24 protein-coding genes and 1 pseudogene are annotated in these 24,129 nt (G+C 69.8%); 15 read left to right on the plus strand and 10 right to left on the minus strand.

The genetic code is table 11. The features are described 5' to 3' along the window. Positions 1-16: 16 nt before the first annotated feature. The 6 genes from HNR02_RS09410 to HNR02_RS09435 all read left to right on the plus strand — a co-directional run bounded on the left by HNR02_RS09410 (position 17) and on the right by HNR02_RS09435 (position 7,786). Positions 17-1,555, plus strand: coding sequence for a dynamin family protein (locus tag HNR02_RS09410; RefSeq protein ID WP_179772766.1), 1,539 nt, complete (start codon positions 17-19; stop codon positions 1,553-1,555). 3 nt (positions 1,556-1,558) lie between these two features. Then, a complete protein-coding gene (locus HNR02_RS09415) occupies positions 1,559-2,035 on the plus strand; it encodes a nucleotide exchange factor GrpE (RefSeq protein ID WP_179772767.1) in 477 nt (158 codons plus the stop codon). A 9-nt stretch (positions 2,036-2,044) separates the two neighbouring features. Then, positions 2,045-3,880 (plus strand): dynamin family protein, encoded by a 1,836-nt coding sequence (locus HNR02_RS09420; RefSeq protein ID WP_179772768.1) that lies wholly within the window; start codon positions 2,045-2,047, stop codon positions 3,878-3,880. 85 nt (positions 3,881-3,965) lie between these two features. Beyond that, a complete protein-coding gene (locus HNR02_RS09425; protein ID WP_179772769.1) occupies positions 3,966-4,658 on the plus strand; it encodes a DUF6802 family protein in 693 nt (230 codons plus the stop codon). 355 nt (positions 4,659-5,013) lie between these two features. Further along, complete coding sequence (locus tag HNR02_RS09430; RefSeq protein WP_179772770.1) at positions 5,014-6,840, plus strand: phosphoenolpyruvate carboxykinase (GTP); 1,827 nt, start codon at positions 5,014-5,016, stop codon at positions 6,838-6,840. 76 nt (positions 6,841-6,916) lie between these two features. Continuing rightward, complete coding sequence (locus HNR02_RS09435; protein ID WP_179772771.1) at positions 6,917-7,786, plus strand: TIGR03621 family F420-dependent LLM class oxidoreductase; 870 nt, start codon at positions 6,917-6,919, stop codon at positions 7,784-7,786. Positions 7,787-7,929: 143 nt separating this feature from the next. Here the strand turns inward: HNR02_RS09435 and HNR02_RS09440 are convergent, their stop codons facing one another. Beyond that, positions 7,930-8,184, minus strand: coding sequence for a helix-turn-helix domain-containing protein (locus tag HNR02_RS09440; RefSeq protein ID WP_179772772.1), 255 nt, complete (start codon positions 8,182-8,184; stop codon positions 7,930-7,932). A 155-nt stretch (positions 8,185-8,339) separates the two neighbouring features. Between HNR02_RS09440 and HNR02_RS09445 the strand changes: the two genes are divergently transcribed. After that, positions 8,340-8,486 (plus strand): hypothetical protein, encoded by a 147-nt coding sequence (locus HNR02_RS09445; RefSeq protein ID WP_179772773.1) that lies wholly within the window; start codon positions 8,340-8,342, stop codon positions 8,484-8,486. On the opposite strand, the gene HNR02_RS09450 is transcribed toward HNR02_RS09445, so the two are convergent. After that, the gene (locus tag HNR02_RS09450; protein WP_179772774.1) at positions 8,483-10,066 is read right to left on the minus strand and encodes an alpha/beta fold hydrolase; all 1,584 of its coding nucleotides are present in this window, start codon (positions 10,064-10,066) and stop codon (positions 8,483-8,485) included. The genes HNR02_RS09445 and HNR02_RS09450 overlap by 4 nt on opposite strands. Positions 10,067-10,259: 193 nt before the next feature. On the opposite strand from HNR02_RS09450, the gene HNR02_RS09455 reads away from it, so the two are divergent. The 3 genes from HNR02_RS09455 to HNR02_RS09465 are packed head-to-tail and all read left to right on the plus strand — an operon-like array spanning position 10,260 to position 12,791. After that, the gene (locus tag HNR02_RS09455) at positions 10,260-10,532 is read left to right on the plus strand and encodes a DUF3311 domain-containing protein (RefSeq protein WP_179772775.1); all 273 of its coding nucleotides are present in this window, start codon (positions 10,260-10,262) and stop codon (positions 10,530-10,532) included. After that, positions 10,532-12,223 (plus strand): monocarboxylate uptake permease MctP, encoded by a 1,692-nt coding sequence (mctP, locus tag HNR02_RS09460; RefSeq protein ID WP_179772776.1) that lies wholly within the window; start codon positions 10,532-10,534, stop codon positions 12,221-12,223. Before HNR02_RS09455 ends, mctP begins: the two co-directional genes overlap by 1 nt. Positions 12,224-12,233: 10 nt before the next feature. Further along, the gene (locus tag HNR02_RS09465) at positions 12,234-12,791 is read left to right on the plus strand and encodes a peroxidase-related enzyme (protein WP_179772777.1); all 558 of its coding nucleotides are present in this window, start codon (positions 12,234-12,236) and stop codon (positions 12,789-12,791) included. Positions 12,792-12,819: 28 nt separating this feature from the next. Here the strand turns inward: HNR02_RS09465 and HNR02_RS09470 are convergent. The 3 genes and pseudogenes from HNR02_RS09470 to HNR02_RS09480 form a co-directional block, all read right to left on the minus strand. Then, a pseudogene (locus tag HNR02_RS09470) lies at positions 12,820-13,745 on the minus strand (bifunctional helix-turn-helix transcriptional regulator/GNAT family N-acetyltransferase). Positions 13,746-13,944: 199 nt separating this feature from the next. Further along, positions 13,945-14,094: a hypothetical protein gene (locus HNR02_RS09475; protein WP_179772778.1), complete on the minus strand. Its 150-nt coding sequence runs from the start codon at positions 14,092-14,094 to the stop codon at positions 13,945-13,947. A 457-nt stretch (positions 14,095-14,551) separates the two neighbouring features. Continuing rightward, positions 14,552-15,748 (minus strand): ATP-binding protein, encoded by a 1,197-nt coding sequence (locus HNR02_RS09480; protein ID WP_179772779.1) that lies wholly within the window; start codon positions 15,746-15,748, stop codon positions 14,552-14,554. Between the two features lie 171 nt (positions 15,749-15,919). On the opposite strand from HNR02_RS09480, the gene HNR02_RS09485 reads away from it, so the two are divergent. Then, a complete protein-coding gene (locus HNR02_RS09485; RefSeq protein ID WP_246338533.1) occupies positions 15,920-16,483 on the plus strand; it encodes a DoxX family protein in 564 nt (187 codons plus the stop codon). 39 nt (positions 16,484-16,522) lie between these two features. Here the strand turns inward: HNR02_RS09485 and HNR02_RS09490 are convergent, their stop codons facing one another. Then, complete coding sequence (locus HNR02_RS09490; protein ID WP_179772780.1) at positions 16,523-17,794, minus strand: acetyl-CoA C-acetyltransferase; 1,272 nt, start codon at positions 17,792-17,794, stop codon at positions 16,523-16,525. A gap of 84 nt (positions 17,795-17,878) precedes the next feature. Here HNR02_RS09490 and HNR02_RS09495 point away from each other — a divergent pair, with 84 nt between their 5' ends. Together HNR02_RS09495 and HNR02_RS09500 are read left to right on the plus strand one after the other, a co-directional pair. Further along, positions 17,879-19,225: a 3-oxoacyl-ACP reductase gene (locus tag HNR02_RS09495; RefSeq protein WP_179772781.1), complete on the plus strand. Its 1,347-nt coding sequence runs from the start codon at positions 17,879-17,881 to the stop codon at positions 19,223-19,225. Next, positions 19,225-20,079, plus strand: coding sequence for a MaoC family dehydratase (locus HNR02_RS09500; RefSeq protein ID WP_179772782.1), 855 nt, complete (start codon positions 19,225-19,227; stop codon positions 20,077-20,079). Before HNR02_RS09495 ends, HNR02_RS09500 begins: the two co-directional genes overlap by 1 nt. Here the strand turns inward: HNR02_RS09500 and HNR02_RS09505 are convergent. Beyond that, positions 20,045-20,695, minus strand: coding sequence for a TetR/AcrR family transcriptional regulator (locus HNR02_RS09505; RefSeq protein WP_179772783.1), 651 nt, complete (start codon positions 20,693-20,695; stop codon positions 20,045-20,047). The two genes, HNR02_RS09500 and HNR02_RS09505, sit on opposite strands and share 35 nt — an antisense overlap. Positions 20,696-20,756: 61 nt before the next feature. On the opposite strand from HNR02_RS09505, the gene HNR02_RS09510 reads away from it, so the two are divergent. Next, positions 20,757-21,317, plus strand: coding sequence for an SCP2 sterol-binding domain-containing protein (locus HNR02_RS09510; RefSeq protein ID WP_179772784.1), 561 nt, complete (start codon positions 20,757-20,759; stop codon positions 21,315-21,317). Here HNR02_RS09510 and HNR02_RS09515 read toward each other — a convergent pair whose 3' ends face one another. The 3 genes from HNR02_RS09515 to HNR02_RS09525 are packed head-to-tail and all read right to left on the minus strand — an operon-like array spanning position 21,318 to position 23,304. Beyond that, complete coding sequence (locus HNR02_RS09515) at positions 21,318-21,740, minus strand: FxsA family protein (RefSeq protein WP_179772785.1); 423 nt, start codon at positions 21,738-21,740, stop codon at positions 21,318-21,320. A gap of 6 nt (positions 21,741-21,746) precedes the next feature. After that, positions 21,747-22,424, minus strand: a complete 678-nt coding sequence (locus HNR02_RS09520) for an alpha/beta fold hydrolase (RefSeq protein WP_179772786.1) — start codon at positions 22,422-22,424, stop codon at positions 21,747-21,749. Positions 22,425-22,470: 46 nt separating this feature from the next. Beyond that, entirely contained in the window at positions 22,471-23,304 is an 834-nt protein-coding gene (locus tag HNR02_RS09525; protein WP_179772787.1) for an SAM-dependent methyltransferase, read from the minus strand. A gap of 115 nt (positions 23,305-23,419) precedes the next feature. On the opposite strand from HNR02_RS09525, the gene HNR02_RS09530 reads away from it, so the two are divergent. After that, positions 23,420-24,061 carry an alpha/beta hydrolase gene (locus HNR02_RS09530; RefSeq protein ID WP_179772788.1) on the plus strand — a complete coding sequence of 214 codons (642 nt, stop codon included), beginning with the start codon at positions 23,420-23,422 and terminating at the stop codon, positions 24,059-24,061. Positions 24,062-24,129: the final 68 nt, after the last annotated feature.

The raw sequence follows: 24,129 nt of genomic DNA on the forward strand, positions 1-24,129 counted from the left end.
ACTCGGAGGGGGCGACGTGACGGCGACGACCGATCAGGGCCGCCTCGCCGGTCCGTTGTCGGTGTCGGTGGCCAACCTGTGCCGCCGCCTGCAGCCGCAGGTGTCGGCCCGCACCGCCGCCGGATTCGCCGAGGTGCTGCGACGGCTGGGCGCGCCGCTGCAGGTCGCGGTCGCCGGGCGCATCAAGTCCGGTAAGTCGACGCTGGTCAACGCGCTGATCGGACGGCGGGTCGCGCCGACCGACGTCGGTGAGTGCACCCGGCTGGTGACCCGTTTCCAGTACGGCACGGTCGACCGCATCGAGGTCGTGTTCGCGGGCGGCTACAAGCAGGTGCTGCCGTTCGCGCCGGACGGGTCGATCCCGGCCGAGCTGGGCGTCGACATCAGCAAGGTCTCGCACATCGAGGCGTACCTGACCAGCGCGGTCCTGCAGGACATGACGGTGATCGACACCCCTGGCCTCGGCTCGCTGGACGCCGCCTCGGTGTCGCGCACCGAGCAACTGCTGGGCGCGGCACAAAACGAGGAGGGCGGCGACGAGCTCGACGAGACGTCCCGCAGCGCGGTGGCCGGCGCCGAGGCCGTCCTCTACGTCGTGACGCAGGGCGTGCGTGCCGACGACCAGCAGGCGCTGGCCGCGTTCACGGCAGCCACCGCGAGCCGCGAAGCGGGCCCGGTCAACGCGATCGCCGTGCTGAACAAGGCCGACACGGTGCCCCCGGAGTCGGTCGAGGGGTCCGACGGCGACGTGTGGCGGGCCGCGTCGATCCTCGCCGAGAAGCAGGGGCTGCTGCTCAAGCCGCGGGTCGCGGACGTGCTGCCGGTGATCGGGCTGATCGCCGAGTCCGCCGAATCGGGCAACTTCACCTCCGCCGACGCCGACGCCCTGCGCGCGCTGTCCGCGCTGGACGACGCGACGCTGGAAACTATGCTGATGGCGGCCGACATCTTCACCAGCTGGGACTGTGACGTCCCGGCGGGCACCCGGCTGCGGCTGCTGGAAAAGCTCGACCTCTACGGCATCCGCCGCGCGATCGACGCCCTGCGCGCCGACGAGACGATCACCGCCGGGGCGCTGCGCCGCCTGCTGCTCGCCACCTCCGGCCTGGACGCGGTCCGCGCCCGGCTGAACACGGTTTTCGCCGCGCGCGCCGACGGCATCAAGGCCGCCGCGGCGCTCGCGTCGATCACCGCGCTGGCCCACTCCTCCGGCGACCCGGCCGAGCGGCAGCGCGTGCACGACGCGATCGAAGTGCTGCTCGCCAAGCCCGAAGCGCACCAGCTGCGGCTGCTGGAGGCGCTCACCCTGGTCGTCGCCGGTGCCGTCGACATGCCCGAGGACCTGGCGGAGGAGGTCCTGCGGGTGGGCAGCAACGCGGGGGTCGACGAGCAGCTGGGCCTGCCCGGCGCCGCCCGGCCCGAGCTGGCCGCCCACGCGCTCGAACGCGCCGGGTGGTGGCGCTCCTTCGCGTCGTTCGGCGCGACGCCGGCCCAGAGCCGGGTCGCGCACGTGGTGCACCGCGCGTACTTCCTGATCTGGCAGCAGCTGCGATAAGGGGTGGGTGGCGTGGCTTCCTGGTTCCGGCGCAGGTCCGCCGACGACTCGCCGACCGGTCAGATCCCGGGCGCGCAACTCGCGAAAATCATCGACGAAGTCGAGGGAACCACAGCGGCGCAAGACCCGTCCAACACCGATGTGAACCGTGTATCCGATCTGGCCGCCGCCGGCCCGGAAGCGCTCGACCAGGCGCGGGCCGACCGGCAGGAGCTGATCCAGCTCTGCCTCTACGCACTCGACCGGGCCCGCAGCGGTGGCGTCGTCGAGCGCCTCGAACAGGGGCTGGAGCGGGTCGGGGTGCTCGCGGTGCGCCCGGACGGGCAGCGGTTCGATCCGGCCGTGCACGAGGCGGGCGGCGCGGTGAAGACCGACGATCCGGCGCTGGACGGCGTGGTCGCCGAGACCGAGGTCGTCGGGTTCACCGACGGCGGCCGTCTGCTGCGCGCGCCCGTCGTGACGGTCTACACGAAGCGCTAAGGTCCGCTCGTGACCGCTCCGCCGCTTTCGTCCCTGCCCAACCAGGTCCGGCAGGCCCGCGAATCGTTGCTGGCCCTGCTGCGCGAGTGCGATCCGAAGGCGGCCGCCTGGGTCGAGCAGGTCCGGCGGGCGCGGCCGAAGAAGCCGCAGGTCGTGGTGGTCGGCGAGACCAACCGTGGCAAGAGTTCCCTGGTCAACGCCCTGCTCGCGACGCCGGGACTGTCCCCTGTGGACGCCGACGTCGCCACGGCGGGCTACCTCGTCTTCGACCACGCGCCGGAGTGGGGCGCACAGGCCTGCTACCCCGGTCAGCTCGCGCCGGTCGCGGTCGAGCTGCCGGAGCTGGTCCGCTGGGTCTCGGCCACGCACGAACTGCCCGAGGGGCAGCTGCCGCCGCGCTACGTCGAGGTCACCGGCCCGGTGCCGCTGCTGGAGCGGCTGTCGCTGGTCGACACCCCGGGCGTCGGCGGGCTCGACTCGATGCACGGTGAGCTGGCCTCCGAGGCCGCCGCCAACGCGACCGCGCTGCTGTTCGTCGTCGACGCCTCCGCCCCGTTCACGGCCGGTGAGCTGGAGTTCCTGCGCCGCGTCGGGGACCGCGTGGAGACCGTGGTGTTCGCGCTGTCCAAGACCGATGCCTTCCGCGGCTGGCGCGAGGTGCTGGAGGCCGACCGGCAGCTGCTGGCCGAGCACGCCCCGCGCTTCTCCGGCGCCGTGTTCCACCCGGTGTCGGCCCGCATGTTCGAGATGGCGGCGAAGGCGCCGAACGAGCAGGCGGCGGTGATGCTGCGGGAACGGTCCGGTGTGATCGAGCTGCAGGCGGCGCTGCAGGAGCTGGTGGTCGGCCGGTCCGCGATGCTCGGCGAGGCCAACACGCTGCGGGCGCTGTCCAGCGCGCTCGGCGAGGTGCACTCCGGTCTGCTGGCCGAGCAGCGCGCCCTGTCCTCCGGCGAGGCCGAGGCCGAGCGCCTGCGTGAACGGCGCGACGAGCTGGCGGCCGAGCGCAAGACGTCGACGCGGGGCTGGCAGCTCAAGCTGCGCGGTGAGATCCAGCGGGCCAGGGTCGACCTCGGGCACGAGACCAGCCGCCAGATCCGTGATGCCCAGTCCTACTTCCGCGCGCGGATCGACAACGCGAAGAAAGAGCAGCTCGCCCAGCTGCCGCAGCAGGTGGACGCGGCGCTGCAGATGATCTCCCAGCGGGTTTCGGCGACCATGGCGCACCGGCTGAACCGGGTCACCGGCATCGCGCTCGCCGAGCTGTTCGCCCCCGAGGAGCTGGACGTGATCCGCTCCCAGTTCCTGCGCGCGGGCGGTCCGCAGGTCGTGCTGCGGCCGCCGGATCGCAAACCGTCCACGCCCGAGGACAAGCTGCTGATCTTCATGGGCATCTCGGGCGGGGTCGGGGCAGGCAAGATCGCCGCGCTGCCGCTGGCCGGGGTCGCCCTGCTCAACCCCGTGGTGCTGCCCGCGACGATCGTCGTCGGGCTCGGTGCCGGCTGGTGGATGGCCCGCACGCGGCGGCATGCGGCGGACAAGCAGCACCACAAGCAGTGGCTGGTCGAGTCGATCGCGGAGGCGCGCTCGATCCTCGACCAGCTCGTCGCCGAGCAGCTCATCGAGGCCGAGCAGCAGCTGTCGCTGGCGCTGGACGAGGCGCTGTCCCGGCGGATCGACGCGATCGAGACCGAGCTCAAACAGGTCGACAAATCGATCAAAATGGGTGCTCAGGAGCGTGCGAAGAACCTGGCGTCGGTGAGCAGGCGGCTCAAGGAGACCGGCGACGCCCGTGATCGCGCCGAGACCCTGCTCGGGCGCATCCGGAACCTGCGTGAGCAGGGCTGAACGGGTCGGTTGTGCCGGGGAACCGAACCGGCCTAACGTGAGTCCAAGCGTGTGACTTCATTGGTGTGAGATTGGGGAGCTCGGCGTGTGGATCGATGAGACCGGCGGGGTAGAGCCGACCGACGCCACGACCTCCGACGGTGACCTGGAGATCACGGTCGAGGGCCAGACCTACACGGCCGAAGAGAACATGGACCTCAACCACGACGGGGTCAACGAGACGGTGCGGCTCGACAACGCCGACGGCACCATCACCGCGTACGTCGACACCGACGACGACGGTCACGCCGACCAGTACGTGCACACCGACACCGAGGGCAACGTCGTCGAGATGGCCCGCTACGACGAGACCACCGGCGACTGGATCGCCGACCACGACTCCGGGGCGGGCGAGCCGGACACCACCGACACCGGCCGCGCGGGCGACATCAGCGCGGACATGTCCGACGGCACCGTCGACGTGGGCCCGGCGACCGTCGACAGCGACAACGACGGCACCGCGGACAGCGCGGTCGTGACCGACGACGCGGGCAACACCCGCGTGTTCACCGACGTCGACGGCGACGGCCGGGCCGACGTGCAGACGATCATCACGCCCGAGGGCGAGGCGACCACCTACGAGCACACCGGCCCCGGCGAGTGGACCGAGACGACGAGCGGCTTCACCGCCGAGGTGCCGCCGGACAGCGACCAGCTGTGGGGTGGCAGCGGCGTCCAGACGGTCGAGGGAGTCGCGAAGATCGACTCCGGCACTGGACAGTGGATCTCCCAGAACTGAACGGAATCACCGGCTGAACAGGCCCCGGTCGTCTTTCCCCGACGGCCGGGGCCTGTCGCCGTTTCCGGACAAACCGCCCGAGCCTGGTATCGGCAAGATCACGGCCCCGCCGAAGAACTTTCTCCGCTACGCCGGTTCAGCGATATCTGAATCGATTCCCTGATCGTTCTTGTGAGAGAACCGACAGGTCAGCCCTCGGTTACCTGCCGTCCATCCGGCTACTCTCGGGAAATCCCAGTATTTCCATGCACACCGGTAGGGCAGCCGGTGTGCGAAGCCATTCGGTCGCCGGCGACGGAGCGCTTCCCCGGACCCTCCCGCGGACGTGCTCCTGCCGTCGAAGTCAGGAGAAGGAATGACTGCAGTAGCCATCCCGGGACTGGACAAGGCGCCGACCTCGCACAGCGGTGTGCTCGCGTGGGTGCGGGAGGTCGCCGAGCTGACGACCCCTGACCGAGTGGTGTGGTGCGACGGCTCCGACGCCGAAGCCGAGCGCATCAACAGCGAGCTGGTCGAGGCAGGCACGTTCGTCCCGCTGGAGGCGAAGCCGAACTCCTTCTGGGCCGCCTCGGACCCCAGCGACGTCGCACGGGTCGAGGAGCGGACCTTCATCTGCTCCGAGCGGGAAGAGGACGCCGGGCCGACCAACAACTGGATGCACCCGGACGAGATGCGCGCCACGATGACCGAGCTGTACCGCGGGTGCATGCGCGGCCGGACGATGTACGTCATCCCGTTCTGCATGGGCCCGCTCGGTGACGACAACCCGAAGCTGGGCATCGAGGTCACCGACTTCGCCTACGTCGTCGCGTCGATGCGCGTCATGACCCGCATGGGCACGAAGGCGCTGGAGAAGTTCGTCAAGGAAGACGGCACCGAGCGCGAGTTCGTGCCCGCCCTGCACTCGGTCGGCAAGCCGCTGGAGCCGGGCGAGAAGGACGTCGTCTGGCCGTGCAACGACACGAAGTACATCTCGCACTTCCCGGAGACCCGCACCATCTGGAGCTACGGCTCGGGTTACGGCGGCAACTCGTTGCTGGGCAAGAAGTGCTACTCGCTGCGCATCGCCTCGGTGATGGCGCGCGACGAGGGCTGGCTCGCCGAGCACATGCTGATCCTCAAGCTGATCTCGCCGGAGAACAAGTCCTACTACGTGGCGGCCGCGTTCCCGAGCGCCTGCGGCAAGACCAACCTGGCGATGCTGCAGCCGACCATCCCGGGCTGGCGCGCAGAGACCATCGGTGACGACATCGCGTGGATGCGGTTCGGCGAGGACGGCCGCCTGTACGCGATCAACCCCGAGTTCGGCCTGTTCGGCGTCGCCCCCGGCACCGGCGTGAAGACCAACCCGGTCGCGATGAAGACGGTCGAGAAGGGCAACACGGTCTTCACCAACGTCGCGCTGACCGACGACGGCGACGTGTGGTGGGAGGGCATGACCAAGGAGGCGCCCGCCCACCTGACCGACTGGAAGGGCCGCGACTGGACGCCGGAGTCGGACGAGCCTGCCGCGCACCCGAACTCGCGGTTCTGCACGCCGATCGCGCAGGTGCCGACGCTCGCGCCGGAGTGGGACGACCCGAAGGGCGTGCCGATCTCGGCGATCCTGTTCGGTGGCCGCCGCGCCACGACGGTTCCGCTGGTGAGCGAGGCCCGCGACTGGCAGCACGGCGTGTTCATGGGCGCCACCATGTCGTCGGAGAAGACCGCGGCCGCGGCGGGCAAGGTCGGCGAGGTCCGGCGCGACCCGATGGCGATGCTGCCGTTCCTCGGCTACCACGCCGGCGCGTACTTCCAGCACTGGCTGGACACCGGCAAGAACGCCGATTCGGCCAAGCTGCCGAAGATCTTCTACGTCAACTGGTTCCGCCGCGGTGACGACAAGCGGTTCCTGTGGCCCGGGTTCGGCGAGAACTCGCGCGTTCTCAAGTGGATCGTCGGCCGCCTCGAAGGCACGGCGGGTGCGGCGGAAACCCCGGTCGGGCTGGTGCCGCGCGCCGAGGACCTCGACCTCGACGGCATCACCGAGCCGGTCGAGGACGTCCAGGAGTCGCTCGCGGTCAAGGCCGACGAGTGGCGCCAGGAGATCCCGCTGATCGAGGAGTGGTTCGCCAAGATCGGCGACCGCGTCCCGTCGAGCCTGCACGACGAGCTGGCGGCGTTGAAGCAGCGCCTCGGCTGAGTTCGTCTCGCCGCAACGGCCACCCCCGGGTTTCCGGGGGTGGCCGTTGCGCATGGTGTGGCCCTAATGTCGGGTCATGCTGGGGATGCGGTTCGGCGTGAACATGATGGAGCCCGGTTCGCGGGCGGAGTTCGTGGCCAAGGTGCGGCGTGCCGAGGAGTTCGGCTACGACGTCGTGACGGTGGCCGATCACCTGGGGATGCCCGCGCCGTTCCCGTCGCTGGTGGCCGCGGCGGAGGCCACTTCCCGGGTGCGGCTGGGCACGTTCGTGCTCAACACGCCCTTCTACAACCCGGCGCTGCTGGCCCGCGACGTCGCGACGACGGACGCGCTGTGCGGCGGACGGCTCGAACTGGGCCTGGGCGCCGGGTACGTGAAGGAGGAGTTCGAGGCGGCCGGGTTGCCGTGGGAGCGCGCGGGCAAGCGGCTGGACCACGTCGAGCGGACCGTGCTGGAGCTGCGTGAGTTGTTCGGCGATCCGGAGTACCGGCCGCGGCCGGTCCAGGATGGTGGGCCGCCGTTGGTGCTCGGCGGCTGGGGCGACCGGATGCTGACGCTGGCCGCGAAGCATGCCGACACGGTGGCATTGACCGGGGCGCCCGTCGGTGAGGACGGGGGTTTGTCCGGGCTGGCTGGTGCCGCGGCCTGGGAGGAGCGGATGTCGTTCCTGCGCTCGATCCTTGGTGGGCGGCCGGTGGAGGTCAATCTGCTGGTGCAGTTGGTCGTGGTGACGGATGACCGGCGTGCCGCGCTGGCCGATCTGCAGCGGTTCGCGCCGTCGATGAGCGTGGACGAGATCGGGGAGTTGCCGACGTTGCTGGTGGGATCGGTGGCGGAGATCGCCGACCAGGTGGCCGGGATGCGGGAGCGGTTCGGGGTTTCCTCTCTTTCGGTGCTGGAGCGGAGTTACGCCGAATTCGCTCCTGTGCTGGAGCGGCTTTCGTAGGTCTGCCGCTACGCGGGGGTTCCCACCTGCCCCGCTTTTCATCGAGCTGGGCTGGGGATCGGGTCGGGGTGGGGTGTGGTTGGTGGGTGCGCGAGTTCCACGTTCCCGGCCGTGAGTTCCACGTTCGGCGAGCGAAAGAAAACTCAGCCGGTGGGGACCCGGCTGATCATGTCGCGCAGGGCGTCGAGCGGCAGGCCGACGGCGTCGGCCAGTGCGACCACCGTGAAGAAGGCCGGTGTCGGGATGCGGCCGGTTTCGATCTTGCGCAGCGTCTCCACCGAGACTCCCGCTTCGAGCGCCACCTCGGTCATGCTGCGTGCACCACGAGCTGCCCGGAGTGCGGCACCGAGCCGTTCACCGCGTTCGCGTTCGGCTTCCGTCAGCGGGACTCGCACCATGACCACAGTCTATCCGTCCACATATCCCCAGGCTGTGGACAACTCTGTGCACAGGCTGGGGACTACCAAAAAAATCAGAGGTTGGACACCGCCGGATCGGCAACTCTCCGGCTGTGTCGTGCGTCTCACCGGGTACACACCGAAGGGAGGTCGTCATGTGGCTAGCGGGCGGACTGATGTTCGTGCTCACCGCCGTCTACCTGGTCCTGTGCACCTGCACGGGCCGGTTCCGCGAACTCGAGGAAGAACTGAAGAACCCCGCCGAGCGTGAGCCCGGCGGGGTTCCCGAGACCGAGAACTAAGCGGTCGGGTCCGGCAGCGGCATACCAGGCAGCTCCTGGTCGGCCGGAACCACCCCGTCCACGAGGTAGTCCTCCACAACCTTGTCCACCGCCGCGTTGCCCCCGGCGTAGATCCCGTGGTCGCCCTCGCCGGTCACGGTGATCATCCGCGAGCCCTTGAACGCGCGGTGCGCGCGCTCGGCGCCCTCGATCGGCGTCGCCGGGTCGTGCTCCGACTGCACCATCAGAACCGGCGGCACACCCCGGCCGTCGAGCACCGGCAGCGGCTCCGGCCGGTTGTTCCAGAAGATGCACGGCTGGATCAGCCAGCCCCACCCCAGCAGCGGGTACTTCGGCCCCAGCTCGGCGGACTGCCGGACCGCCGTGTTGCGGTTGCCGAACCACGGGCCCTCGTTGCAGGGGATCGTCCAGAAGCTCGCGTCGTAGGCGTCGTCGTAGTCGGTCGGCACCACCAGCGGCTGCGGCCCGACCGCCTCGGTCACCGACTTCACCTGGTCCAGCAGCGCCGTCTGCTGCTGCGCCGACGCGGTGCCCTGCGTCAGGTTCCGCACGTTGACCAGATAGTCGGCCAGCTCCGGGAACGCGCGCTTGTCGTACAGCTCGGAGGCGATGAACGAGTCCAGCCCGTTCGCCGACAGCTTCGTGCCGTCGACCTCCACCGGGTTCTGCGTCAGCGCGAGGCGCACCTGCTCGTACGTCTGCCGCGCCATCTCGCCCGTCGTGCCGAAGCGGTACAGGCTGTCGTACTTCGCGATCCACGGCAGGAAGTCGTCGCGCCAGCGCCGCTCGAACCCGAGCGGCTGCCAGTCGAACGACTTCTGCCACGTGGTGGTGAACTCGGTGTTCGAGTCGAGCACGAACTTGCCGGTGTGCTCCGGGAACGCCTGCGCGTAGTGGGCGCCCATCCAGGTGCCCGCCGAGTAGCCGACCCAGTTGATCTTCTCGCGGCCCAGCAGCACGCGCAGCAGGTCCAGGTCATCGATCGTCTGCCGGGTGTTGATGAACGGGCCCAGGTCACCGGACTTCACCTGGCACGAGTCGGCCGCGTACTCGGTGGCGTCCAGGATCAGCTTCAGGTTCTCCCGCGTGCGGTCCCGCGGGTCGAGGTCGCCGCCGGTGCCGATCGCGCCGCCGCACGTGATGTTCGTGCTCTTGCCGGTGCCCCGCGGGTCGAACCCGATCACGTCCTGGTGTTCCCGCACCCGCTCCTGATTGCGCAGCCGCGCCGGGAACATACGACCCGGTGCGCCGGGGCCGCCCGGGTTCACGAACGTGCTCTCGGTCGACTCGCCGGTCGCCTTGAGGCGGCTGACCGCGATCGTCACGTCGACGCCCGCGTTGGGCGCGTCCCAGTCACGCGGCGAGGAGTACGTCGCGCACTCGATGCCTTCGGCGCCGGCCGGTGGCGTCTGCCCGGACAGCTCGTCGGTGGTGCAGGTGTGCCAGTCCAGCGTCTGGGAGGCGTAGCGGTCCGGGATACCGGTGGTGTTCGCCGCGGGTGCCGCGATCGCTGGTGCCCCCGCCGCCAGCAGGGTGCCGGCCAGAGCCGGGATCACCACCGCCAAGCGCGTCCGTTTCATGCTCGCCCCTTCGTCACTAGCCGCAGCCGCGCGCCTACCTCGCGGCGGCCTCATTCATAGCCGCCGCATCTGACGGGGGCAACCTGCCTTCGTCGGGTGTTGCCCTGATCAAATCGATACTCGGCGGAACGTGACGGCGGGTGGGCCAGGACTTAAGGTCAACGCGCGCCGTCTTCCGTCCAAGTGAGGTCACATGTCTGGCAAAGCCGCCGGTAAGGTCACCGGGCTCCAGATCAGTCCGTGGAACCTGGTCCTGCTGGTACCACTGCTGATGCTGGTCACGCCGTGGTTCAACTTCGACAAGCCGCGGTTGCTGGGGCTGCCGTTCTTCTACTGGTTCCAGTTCCTGTTCGTGATCGTCGGGGTGGTGTCCGTGGCGATCGTGTTCGTGGCGACCAAGGGCAAGCCCGTGGTCAAGGGCAAACCGGACCGGCTCGGTGACCAGCTGGACGAGGGTGAGGCGTGATGAGGACGCAACTGGTGGTGGCGCAGGCGCCGGGCAGCGGCCTGCAGTGGACCGAGCTGAGCGTGTTCATCGTGCTGTTCCTGCTGGTCAGCGTGATGGGTTTCGTGGCGTCCCGGTGGCGCGCCGCGGCCTCGCTGGACCACCTCGACGAGTGGGGGCTGGGCGGGCGCAAGTTCGGCTCGTGGATCACCTGGTTCCTCGTCGGCGGTGACCTCTACACCGCCTACACCTTCGTCGCCGTGCCCGCGCTGGTGTTCGGCGCCGGCGCGCTGGGCTTCTACGCCCTGCCCTACACCGTGATCCTGTATCCGATCGTCTTCCTGCCTGCGCTGCGGATGTGGTCGGTGTCGCGTTCGCGCGGGTACGTGACGCCGGCCGACTTCGTCCGCGGCCGCTACGGCTCACCGACGCTGGCGCTGCTGATCGCGATCACCGGCATCGTCGCGACGATGCCCTACATCGCCCTGCAGCTCGTCGGACTGGAAGCGGTGCTGCGCACGATGGGCCTCAACGGTGGCGGCATCGCCGGGCACCTGCCGCTGCTGATCGCGTTCCTGGTGCTGGCGCTCTACACCTACCAGTCGGGTCTGCGGGCACCGGCGCTGATCGCGTTCGTCAAGGACGGCCTGATCTACATCGTCATCCTGGTCGCGGTGTTCTACCTGCCGTCCAAGCTCGGCGGCTGGTCGCACATCTTCGACGTGAGCCAGCAGAAGCTGTCGGCACCGGACCCGAAGACCGGCAACCCGTCCGGCTCGATCCTGCTGACGGCGAACAACCAGCTGCAGTACATCACCCTGGCGCTGGGCTCGGCCCTGGCGCTGTTCCTGTACCCGCACTCGCTCACCGGTGTGCTCGCCTCGCGCGGTCGCAGCGTGATCAAGCGGAACATGATCGCGCTGCCCGCCTACTCGTTCCTGCTGGGTCTGCTCGCGCTGCTCGGGTACGTCGCGCTGACCGCGGGCGTCAAGCCGATCACCAACGCGGCCACCGGCAACGCCGACTCCAACACCGTGGTGCCGGTGCTGTTCGACACGCAGTTCCCGTCGTGGTTCGCGGGCATCGCGTTCGCCGCGATCGGGATCGGCGCTCTGGTCCCGGCCGCGATCATGTCGATCGCCGCGGCCAACCTGTGGACCCGCAACATCTACAAGGAGTACCTGAAGCGGGACGCCACCCCCGGCCAGGAGGCCAAGCAGGCCAAGATCGCCTCGCTGGTGGTGAAGTTCGGCGCGGTCGCGTTCATCCTGTTCATCGATCCGCAGTTCTCCATCGACCTGCAGCTCATCGGCGGTGTGCTGATCCTGCAGACGCTGCCGGCGGTCGCGATCGCGTTGTACACGCGGTGGCTGCACCGGTGGGGCCTGATCGCCGGATGGATCGTCGGCATGGGGTGGGGCATCATCATGCTCTACGGCATCCCGAATCCGAAGACGGGCAAGGCGCACTTCGGCGGTTCGGCGCTCGCGCTGGACAAGCTGTCGATCTTCGGCTGGCACCCGTTCTCGGGCTCGGCGATCCAGATCTACCCGGGTTTCGTGGCGCTGGTCGCGAACCTCGTGGTGGCGGTGATCGTCACGGTGATCGCGCGCAGCTTCAAGGTGTTCAACGGCGTCGACGACACCGAGGGCACCGACTACCACGCCGACGAGCACGACAAGGATCTGCGTCCCATCGGGGCGCATCACTAGGAGGAATGACGTGGACAGCCGGTTCGGGGTCACGGAGCTGGAAGACTTGCCCGAGGACCTGCGGGAACGCATCGGCGTGATCGCGGAGAAGTCGGGGTTCGTGCCGAACGTCTTCCGCGCGCTGGGGCACCGCCCGGCTGAGCTGCGCGCCTTCCTCGACTACCACGACGCGCTCATGGAGCGCACCGACGGCCTCAGCAAGGCCGAGCGCGAGCTGGTCGTGGTGGCCACGTCGGGGGCGAACCACTGCACGTACTGCGTGGTCGCCCACGGCGCGATCCTGCGCATCCGCGCGAAGGACGCGCAGCTGGCCGACCGCGTCGCGACCAACCCGTGGCAGGTCGAGCTGGACGAGCGGGGCCGCGCGATCGTCGATCTGGCGCTCGCGCTGGCCCGCACACCGGAGATGTTCGGCGAGGCCGACGTCGAGGCCGCGCGCACGGCGGGGCTGACCGAGGACGAGATCTGGGACGTCGGTTCGATCACGGCATTGTTCGCGATGTCCAACCGGCTGGCGCACCTGACGGCGCTGCGGCCGAACCCCGAGTTCTACGGCATGGGCCGGTAGCGCCGCTCCTCCCCCGAGGGAGAGGGCGTCACAGCTCCCGTCGCCAGGTCTCGCCGACCAGGTCGTGGCCGAAGCTCGAATGGGGTGCCGAGTCGACGAGTTCGAACCCCACCCGCTGGTAGATGCGCCGCGCGGCGGTCAGGACGCTGTTGGTCCACAGCTCCATCGCGGTGTAGCCGTGCGCCCGCGCGAAGGCGAGGCATTCGTCCACCAGGCGCCGTCCGATGCCGTGGCCGCGGGCGCTGGGCTCGACGAGCAGCAGGCGCAGTTTCGCGGTCCTGTCGTCGGGGCCGCGGACGCAGAAGACGGCCCCGGCGCGCTCCCCGTCCAGTTCGGCAATCCAGCCGGCTTCGCGGGAGGGGTCGTGGTGGTCGAGGTAGTCGGCGACGATGCGTGCGACGAGTCCTTCGTAGGTGGTGTCCCAGCCGTACTCCTGGGCGTAGAGCGCGCCGTTGCGCTGCACGACCAGCCGAAGTCGCCGGGTCGCGGCGGCCGCAGCACGACGGTGGGGGCGGGTTCGTGGTCGCCCATCAGGCGGGAGATCGTGCGCATCGAGGTGACCAGGCGGTGCTGGTCCTCGTCCGTGAGGTGGCCGAGGAGGCCGCCGATCTGTTCGGTGGTGCGCCGTTCGAGAACGGCCTGCTCGGCGCGGCCGTTCTCGGTGAGCCGCACGAGCTGGCGGCGTCCGTCGGTTTCGTGGCGTTCCCTGGCGATGAGCCCGCGTGCTTCGAGGCGCCCGAGCAGGCGACTGGCGTACCCGGCGTCCATCCCGAGGCGGCGGCGCAGCTCGGTGACCTCGTTGACGCCTTCCTGGGCCAGCTCGTAGAGCACCCTGGCTTCGCTGAGGGAGTGGTCGCCGGCGACGAGACCTTCGTCGAGAACCCCGATGAGACCGGTGTAGAGCCGGTTGAAGGCGCGGACCTGCGTGATGCGGTCGAGCGTCGCCGGATTCATGTGACCACCTCAACGAACTCGTTGACTTGGTCAAGCGTTACTCGCGCGGAGTACGGGCGCAAGAGGGTTTCGAGGTGGGGAAATTGGAAACCCCGTGATGCTGCCAGGTCGGGGGTCCGCCAGCATCACGGGGTCATCTGGGGTATCGCCACCTCCCCCAGTGGCGTTACAACCTGCTCTATTTGTGGTCTAGGTCACTTCAGCGCAGGTTGGCCTGACGCGCCTGGGCGATGGCGATCAGCTCCTGGCGCACGGTGACGGAGCCCGCGGTGTCGATCGCGCGGTTCAGCGCCCGGCGGTTACGCGCCTCGACGCGACGGGCTCGGAGCTTGGCGGCGATGTTGCTCATCGGTGTTTCGCATCCCTCATGCATCTCGACTGGCTGTGACACCAGTATGCACTTTTTTTCACAAAGTCGCCAACGATCGTCCGGTGATGTGCCGCACTGGCCTACGAATCATCGGCTGTGAAGGTGTGTAGCGGATGATCTAACTATCTAGAATGAAGACTAGAGAGCAGTAGAAGGCGGCAGAGACCCCAAGGCGCCGCCGCGCCACAGCATCCGGGAGGGAATCGCCTCGGCAAGTGCGAGCGAGAACCCGGGCACGAGTTTCGCCTGTCCGGTCAGGACGTTCGCGGCGATGTCGTGCTCGCTCGGCGTCTCCACGGGGAACCCCGCAGGTTGGCGGTCACGATGACCTCGGCCTTGCCGGTCACGGCCGCCGCCAGGACATGCCGGTCCGCAGTCGTCGTGCGCGGATTCGTAGCTCAGCTCAGCCAGGGCGTCGCGCCGGGCCTTGCGTGCCTCAATCCACCGCGCGGCTGAGCAGGTAGTGCCCGAAATGCGGCACCGTGAAGGCGATGTGCCCGCGCTCCGCGGAGTACACCAGCCCCTTCTTCATCAGCGAGTCCCGCGCCGGGGACAGCGAGGACGGCTTGCGGCCCAGGTACACGGCCACGTCCGAGGTTCCGGCGCTCTCGTCCCGGCCCTGCGTCAGCTCCGCCATCGCGCGCAGGTACTCGCGCTCGGCGGGGGTGGCGCGTTCGTAGCGGGAGCCGAAGAAACCGACCGCCAGTTCCTGCTCCGCTTCGGGTGCGGCGACCTGCACGTCCTGCACCGTGACCGGATCGTCCGGCGCCGCGTCCCAGGCGGCCTTCGCATACGCCTGGATGAAGTACGGGTAGCCGCCGGAGGCGTCGAACAACGCGTCCAGCGCCTCGGGCTCGATGCCGGCGTCCTCGCGCTCGATCGGCGCCATCACGGCCCGGTCGGCGTCCTCGCGCGACAGCCGGTCGATGCGGGTGTAGCGGAACAGCCGCTCCGAGTACGACTTCGACGCCGACAACACCGCGGGCACGTGTGGCAGGCCCGCCCCGACCACCACCAGCGGCGCGCCGGACTGCGACAGCTCGTGACACGCCGCGCACAGCGCCGACACGTCGTCCGGCTGCAGGTCCTGGATCTCGTCGATCAGCAGCGCCACACCGGTGCCGACGTCGGCCGCCAGTTCGGCGACATCCGTGAACAGCTCGACCAGGTCGATCTCGATGTCACCGGAATCCGCCCTGCCCTGCGCGGCGGGCACGTCGATGCCGGGCTGCCAGCGGTCCCGCAGCTTCGCGTCCGCCTTGTTCGACCGCAGCGCAAACGCTTTCAGCACGGCGAGCACGTCCTCGACCCGGTCCGGCGCGCGATGCCGCACCGCCAGATCGCGGATCGCGCGGTGCAGTGCCGCCGACAGCGGGCGCCGCAGCTCCGCGTCCGGCCGTGCCTCGATCTTGCCCGCGCCCCACCTGTGCTTCACGGCCATCGACCGCAGCTCACCCAGCAACACCGTCTTGCCGACCCCGCGCAGACCGGTCAGCACCAGGCTGCGTTCCGGGCGGCCGCGGGCGACCCGCTGCAACACCACTTCGAACGCGGCCAGCTCGCGTTCCCGGCCGGCCAGTTCCGGCGGCCGCTGCCCGGCGCCGGGCGCGAAAGGGTTGCGGATCGGGTCCACGATGTCACCGTATCGGGGTATCTAGCGCGACCTCGATATTCGCGGAGATTCCGGTATCGGCGTGTCGCTACTTCTTTCTACGGCTTTCTAGTGCACAAGCTAGAAAGAGTTAGGGATGAAAAGACGCCGGAACGGGTAAGTGGCAGGCATGTGTCGCAACCGAGGAAGGCGATGACCGTGATCCTGCGTCGACTGGCCCGGCCCATGCTGGCCGGCATCTTCATCTACGGCGGCATCAACGCCTTCAAGCAGGCCGAGGGCCACGCCGAGGCGGCCAGGCCCGTGCTCGACAAGGTCGGCGAGCGCAGTGACAAGCTCCCGGATGCCGTCCCGACCGATCCGGTGACCCTGGTCAAGATCGACGCGGGGGTGAAGATCGCGGCAGGGACGCTGCTCGCGCTGAACAAGTTCCCGCGGCTGTCGTCGCTGGCGCTGATCGGCAGCCTGGTGCCGACCACCCTCGCGGGCCACCCGTTCTGGGAGGCCAAGGACCCGCAGGAGAAGCAGCAGCAGCTGATCCACCTGCTCAAGAACGCCGGTCTCGTGGGCGGGTTGCTGATCGCGGCGGCCGACACCGAGGGCAGGCCGTCGGTGGGCTGGCGTACTCGGCACGCCGCCGAGAAGGCGAGCAAGCAGGCGCACAAGGCCACCGGCAAGGCGGGCAAGCGCGCGCACAAGGCGTCGAAGCAGATCCAGTCCACGGCCGCTTCGGCCCGCGGCGCACTGCCGGTCTGACGGGGAACGGGCCACCCCGGCCGGGGTGGCCCGCCGCGGTCACTTCTCCAGGATCGCCGTGACGCCCTGGCCGCCCGCCGCGCAGATCGAGATCAGGCCGCGGCCCGACCCCTTCTCGGCGAGCAGCTTCGCCAGCGTCGCCACGATGCGCCCGCCGGTCGCGGCGAACGGGTGCCCGGCGGCCAGCGACGAGCCGTTGACGTTGAGCTTCGACCGGTCGATCGAGCCGGGTGGCTGGTCCAGCCCCAGCTTCTCCTTGGCGAACGCCGGGCTCTCCCACGCCTTCAACGTCGCGAGCACCTGGGAGGCGAACGCCTCGTGGATCTCGTAGAAGTCGAAGTCCTGCAGGGTCAGGCCGGCCTTGGCGAGCATCCGCGGCACCGCGTACGCGGGCGCCATCAGCAGGCCCTCGCCGCCGTGCACGTAGTCCACCGCCGCGGTCTGCGAGAACGTCAGGTAGGCCAGCACGGGCAGCTTCCGCTCGGCGGCCCACTCCTCGGTGGCCAGCAGGACCGTCGAAGCGCCGTCGGTCAGCGGGGTCGAGTTGCCCGCGGTCATCGTGCCGTCGCGGCCGCCGAACACCGGCTTGAGCTCGGCCAGCTTCTCCGCCGTCGAATCGGCGCGCAGGTTCTGGTCGCGGGACAGGCCGAGGAACGGCGTGACCAGATCGTCGAAGAAGCCGCGGTCGTAGGCGGCGGCGAGGCGCTGGTGGCTGGTCGCGGCCAGCACGTCCTGGTCCTCGCGCGCGATCTCCCACTCCTTGGCGGTCAGCGACGCGTGCTCGCCCATCGACAGCCCGGTGCGCGGCTCCGCGTTGCGCGGGATCTCCGGCACGATCTGGCTGGGGCGCACCTTCGCCAGCAGCCGCAGCCGCTGCCCGACCGTCTTCGCGGAGTTGACCCGCACGAGGATCTTGCGCAGCTCGTCGTTGACCGCGAGCGGCGCGTCGGAGGTCGTGTCCACGCCACCGGCGATCGCGGAGTCGATCTGGCCGAGCGCGATCTTGTTGGCGACGTTGACGATCGCCTGCAGACCGGTGCCGCACGCCATCTGCACGTCGGAGGCGGGCGTTTCCGGCGAAAGTTTGCTGCCGAGCACGCTCTCCCGTGCCAGGTTGAAGTCGCGCGCGTGCTTGAGCACGGCACCGGCGGCCACCTCGCCGATGCGCTCCCCTTGCAGCGCGAAGCGGCTCACCAGGCCGTCCAGCGCGGCGGTGAGCATGTCCTGGTTCGACGCGCTGGCGTAGCGGCCGTTCGACCGCGCGAACGGGATGCGGTTGCCGCCGACGATGGCGACGCGACGGACGTCCATGAACTTTCCTCCCACTGCGGTGGTGAGCCTCGGATGACAGTGTAACCTACTCACGAGTAGGTAAGCTCGCGAAGGAGGCACGTGATGGCCGACCGGTATCAGCAGTTCACCAAGACGCCGATCGGGAAGTTCCTGGTGCCCAGGCTCGGGCTGCCCAACCCGCCGGTGCTGCGCCGCCACCGCCCCGGCCAGCCCGCTCTCGATGGTCCCGCACTTCTCGGCGCCGCGCCCGGTGGCCGTCTGGAGAAGACGGTGAAGACGCAGCTCACGGCCGCCGGTATGGACGTGCTCACCGAGCCCGCCGGTGGCGACCAGCGCTACGGCGCGCTCGTGTTCGACGCCACCGGCATCACCGACCCCGCCCAGCTGCGCGAGATGTACCTCTTCTTCCACCCGGTCATCCGCAGGACCGGGTACTGCGGACGCGTGATCGTCCTCGGCACGCCGCCCGAACTGGCCGACGGCCGCGAGCGGATCGCCCAGCGCGCGCTCGAAGGCTTCGTCCGCTCGGTCGGCAAGGAACTCAAGCGCGGCGCGACCGCCCAGCTCGTCTACGTCGCAGCCGGGGCCGAGGAGGCCGCCGAGTCGACGCTGCGGTTCATCGCCTCCGCCAAGTCGGCGTTCGTGGACGCCCAGGTGATCCGCGTCGGCGCGACCGGAACGCCCACGGTGCCCGCGATCGAGAACTGGGAGAAGCCACTCGACGGCAAGGTCGCCCTCGTCACCGGCGCCTCACGCGGCATCGGCGCGGCGATCGCCGAGGTGCTCGCCCGCGACGGCGCGCACGTCATCGGCCTGGACATCCCCGCACAGGGCGGGGACCTGTCCGCGGTGGCCAACAAGGTCGGCGGTTCCGCGCTGCAGATGGACATCACCGCGAAGGACGCGCCGGACAAGCTCGCGGCCTACCTGAAGGAACGTCACGGCGGTGTCGACGTCGTCGTGCACAACGCGGGCATCACCCGCGACAAGACACTGGGCAACCTGACCGAGGGCGCCTGGGACGCGGTGATCACGGTCAACCTGGCCGCGCAGCTCGCGGTGAACGACAAGCTGTTGAGCGAGAAGGTGCTGCGCGAGAACGGCCGGATCATCGGCGTCTCCTCGATCGCCGGGATCGCGGGCAACGTCGGCCAGACCAACTACGGGACCAGCAAGGCAGGCGTGATCGGCATGGTCGCCGACGGCGCGCCGAAGCTCGCCGAGTACGGCGCCACGATCAACGCCGTCGCGCCCGGGTTCATCGAGACCCAGATGACCGCGGCGGTCCCGCTGTTCATCCGCGAGGCCGGGCGGCGGCTGTCCAGCCTGGGCCAGGGCGGGCTGCCGGTCGACGTCGCCGAGACGATCGCCTGGTACGCGAACCCGGCATCGGCCGCGGTGAACGGCAACGTGGTCCGCGTCTGCGGCCAGGCACTGCTGGGGGCGTGATGACTGTCCGGGAAATCCGCGAAGCGCCGAAGCTGGCGCCCTTGTACGCCAAGGCGTTGCTGCCGCACAGCGGTGGCGGCGGCCTGCCGGACACCGAGTACGTGCGCGCGGGCATCGAGTTCGATCCGGCGCACGTCGCGGCCTACGACCAGGTTTGCGGGTTCCGGTTCGGCGACGAGCTGCCCGCGACCTATCCGCACATGCTCGCGTTCGGCTTGCAGATGGCGCTGATGACGCAGCCGGACTTCCCGTTCCCGTTGCTGGGCATGGTGCACGTCGCCAACCGCATCACACAGCGCCGTCCGGTGCGGCTGTCCGATTCCGGGACGATGCGGGTGCGCGCGGAAAACCTGCGGCCACACGAGAAGGGCCGCCAGTTCGACGTGATCAGCGAGTACACCACCGCCGACGGTCCGATTTGGACAGAGGTGAGCACGTACCTGCGGCGCGGTGGCGGCGAGGGTTCCGGCCAGCGCGAGCAGCTCGCGGCACCGGCGCCCAAGGCGATCTGGCGCGTGCCCGGTGACATCGGGCGGCGCTACGCCGACGTGTCCGGCGACCGCAACCCGATCCACCTGCACCCGCTGACGGCGAAGCTGTTCGGCTTCCCGTCGGCGATCGCGCACGGCATGTGGACGAAGGCACGCGTCCTGGCCGCGTTCGAGGGCCGTCTGCCGGACGCCTGCACGGTCGACGTGAAGTTCAAGCTGCCCGTGCTGCTGCCCGCGAAAGTCGCGTTCACCTCATGGGAAATTGAGGAGGGGTGGGCTTTCGAGCTGTGGGCGGCGAAGAAACCGAAGCCGCACCTGGAGGGGACGATCACTCCTCCGGACGCCACACCGAACCCTCGATGAGGTCGTTGAACCCCAGCCACACCAGGTTCATCAGCCACGACGCGAGCACGCTGTCGGACACCTCGGAGTGATCGAGCCACCAGTCGGCCAGCGATTCGGCGGCACCGACGAGCGCCACGGCGAGGGCCGGGCCGGAGAACTCGGCCCGGTCCCCCAGGCCCTTCTTCATGCCCGCGGTGACGACCAGCGCGGTGACCACCTCGATGGCGCGTGAGCGCAGCATCGTGATCTCGTCGGCGAACCGGCCGCCGACGGTCAGCGCCTGCCGGTGCAGCACCGTCCACGAGTCGCGGTACTCGGCGACGAAGCGGTAGAACGAGCGCAGCCCGTGCCACAGCTGCATGTCCGGCGGCAGCTCCGAGCGCAGACCGTCGCGCACCGCCTCCAGCAGCCTGCCCGCCTCGCGGCGGATGCACTTGGCGAACAGGTCCTCCTTGGCGCCGAGGTAGGAGTAGATCATCGGCTTGGACACGCCGGCGACGTCGGAGATCTCGTCCATGGACGCGGAGTGGTAGCCGTGCCGCGAGAACACCTCCACCGCGGCGTCCAGGATCTGCCGCTCCCGCACGGACCTGGGCAACCGCCGCGACCGCGGTGCCTTCACTTCCTCCGTCACACGGACCTCCTCACCGCCGAAACGCTACCTCCTGGCCCGCACACCGGTAGAATTCCCGCCTGTGTCCGGCACCGTGGTCGACGCGTTCGCCCGCCAGATCGATCTGAGCAGGCTGTCCGCGGAGCAGTTCATCCAGCTGCTCGAAACTCTGCACATGCTGGGTACGGCCGGGTCCGGGGTGCACCTGGACGGGCTGTCCACCGAAACACTCGCCGATGTCGTGCGCCGCGCGTCGAAGGAGCAGCTTAGGGCGATCGCCGATCACCCCGAGCTGCGGATGCTGTTCCTGCACGAGATCTTCCGGCGGATGTCCGATCACTTCCTGGCGGACAAGGCGCGGTACTCCAGCGTCGTGGTCTGCTGGCGGTTCCCCGGCGGCACGGGGACCGGCGGATACGACCGCTTCCAGACCGTGATCGAAGACGGCTGTTGTGCTTCGGGCACGGACCTGGGGCGGGATCCGCACACGACGATCACCATCGCGGTGGAGGACTTCTTCCGCGTGGCGACGGGGAACGCGGCTGTCGCGGCCATGTTCGTGACCGGGAAGGTCAAGGTGAAGGGCGAGTACGCGCCCGCGGTGCGCCTGCCGGGTTACTTCGACATCCCCAGCCCGCGATGATCAGCCCTCGATGATGGGGCGGTGGGTGGTTTCCTTGTCGACCACCTCGCTGTCGACCACGATCAGCCGGTTCGGCATGCGGCGTTCGGCCCGCTTGAGCCACGACCGGCGGACGATGCCGCGGGTGGGCGGCAGCAGCAGCGCCAGCCCGGCGAGGTCGGACAGGAAGCCCGGGATCATGATGAGCAGCCCGCCGAACGCGACGAGCATGCCGTCGGTGATCTCGGCGTGCGGCGACCGGCCCGAGCGCGCGGTGGCCAGGAACGCCTGGGCGGCGCGCGCCCCCTCGCGGCGGGCCAGCCAGGACCCCAGGAACGCGCCGACGACGAGCAACCCGAGGGTGCCCAGGAAGCCGATCATCGAGCTGACCGCCCAGACGGCGGCCACCTCGGCGACGATGTAGAGCAGCAACACGACAGCCATACCTGCTCAACGAGCGGGACCGCCCGATTTCTCCCGGGCCGCGTTCCGGATCGCCTCGGCGAGCGCTCCCGGCCGCGTCAGGAACGGGTGGTGCCCGCCCGGCAACTCGACCACCGCACCCGCGCGTTTCGCCTGCTCACGCTGCAGTTCGGGCGATGTTGCCCGGTCGTCCGCGCACACCACGTACGTCGAGGGCAGCTCGCGCCATGCCGCGGCGCGCACGGGCTGGGTGAAGACCGTCGCGGTCTGCGGGGTCAGCCGGTCGATCGCCTCGGCGGCCGTTTCCGGGTCGCAGTCGTGCACGTACTTCGGCGCGAGCTCGGGCCGCAGGCGCACCAGTCCCTCCCCGGCGGGCTCCACCGGGGAGGCGCCGCCGGTGACCGAGGCCAGCGATTCGCCCACGTCCGGCAGGTACGAGTCGACGTAGACCAGGTGCCGGACGGCGGGATGCCCGGCGGCGGCGCCGGTCATCACCACGCCGCCGTAGGAGTGGCCGCACACCACCACCGGCTCGTCCGAGGAGTCCAGCGCCGCCCGCACGGCGGCCACGTCCGCGTACAGGTCACCCCCATCGCCGCAGCTCGGCAGTTCGACCGCCACGCTGTCCGGCAGCAGGGGCGCCATCCGGCTCCACCACCACGCGCCGTCGCGGACCAGGGCGCCGTGCACGAAGACCACTCGCATGAACCCCAACGTGGCACGTGCACGGCGACGCCGGAAGCGAGTTCGCTCAGGGCTTGCGCGCGACCCCGCAGATGACCCGCGACTCCGACGGCACCTTCCGGAACACCGTGTTCCGGTCCGGATGCCAGGCCGGCGCGTACACCAGACCGGGCTCCAGCAGCTCCCAGTCACCGAAGAAGCGGCCGAACTCGGCGCTCGTGCGCAGCTCACCGGGATTCGTGGTGTTCTCGTAGTACTCGAGCAGGTCGGCCAGTGCCTGCCGTTCCTCGTCGCTGCGCGGGTTCTCGTTCGTCATCTGCGACAGCACCAGCAGCGAACCCGGCGCGAGCCTGCGGCGGAAGTAGGCGATCCGGCTGTCCGGGTCGTCGGTGTCCTTGATGAAGTGCAGCACCGCGTTGATCACCAGTGCCACCGGCTGTCGCGCGTCGACCATGCCGGTGTCCAGGACGCGTTCCCACAGGTCCTCGGGCTGCATGAAGTCCGCCGCGATCGCCACGTGCCGCGCGGGGTCGGCGGAGTCGGCCAGCAGCAGCTGCGAATGCGCGAGCGCGACGGGCTCGTTGTCCACGTAGACGACGCGGGTGTCGTTTCGCGGGCGGGTCTGGTCGGCGACGTCGTGCACGTTGGGGGCGGTCGGCAGGCCGGACCCGATGTCGACGAACTGCTTCACCCCGAGCCGCGAGCACTCCCGCACCGCGCGGCCGAGGAACTGCCTGCTCGTCTTCATGTACTCGCCGATCAGCGGCAGCCTGCGGCGCAGCTTCTGCGCGAACTCGCGGTCGATCGCGTAGTTCGTCGATCCGCCGAGGAAGTAGTCGTAGACGCGCGCGGCGGACGGGCGGTCCAGACTGCTTTCCACGGCGCGCAGTGCCTCGTCCATCCGAATCCCTCCCGACCCGTTCGCCGCTATGGTAATGATCGACTACCCATCTCTGCTGGCACCGGGTGCAGCAATTGCGTTGCTGCTGCTGGCCGATCGTCTGATTGGATGGCCGATGACCGATTTCGTCCTCGTGCACAGCCCGCTGGTGGGCCCGGCGACCTGGCAGGGCGTCGCGGCCGAGCTGCGGGCTCGTGGCCACCGGATCGCCATGCCGTCGCTGCTCGGCGCGCTCACCGGCGACGGGCCCTACTACCCGAAAGTGGTCGGCGCGGTCGCCGATCCGGGTGTCCTCGTGGTCCACAGCGGCGCCGGTGCGCTGGTGCCCGGCATCGCCGCGCGGACCGGCGCGCCGCGCGCGATCTTCGTCGACGCTCTCCTGCCGCACCCCGGCCGCAGCTGGTTCGACACCGCGCCACCCGAGCTGGCCGACCGCCTGCGGGAGCTGGCTGCCGACGGGCACCTGCCGCCGTGGAACGAGTGGTTCCCGCCCGGCACGATCGAGGAGCTGGTGCCCGGCCAGCGGATGCGGGACGCGTTCGTGGCCGAGCTGCCCCGCGTCCCGCTCGCTTACTTCACCGAAACCCATCCGGAGGGCACCCTGCCGCCGAGCACGTATCTCCAGCTCAGCGACGGCTACGACGAGGAGGCCGGGCAGGCCGCGGCGCAGGGCTGGCCGGTCGAACGGCTCGACAGCCACCACCTCGGGCCGCTCACCGATCCGGCCGCGGTCGCCGCGGCGATCGAGCGGTTGTGAGATTCCACATCGTGAACGCGGGGAACAAGGCGATCTTCGCAGGTCGTTGAACTGTTCCGTGGCAGAAG

Source organism: Amycolatopsis endophytica (assembly GCF_013410405.1).
Taxonomy (GTDB): Bacteria; Actinomycetota; Actinomycetes; order Mycobacteriales; family Pseudonocardiaceae; genus Amycolatopsis_E; species Amycolatopsis_E endophytica.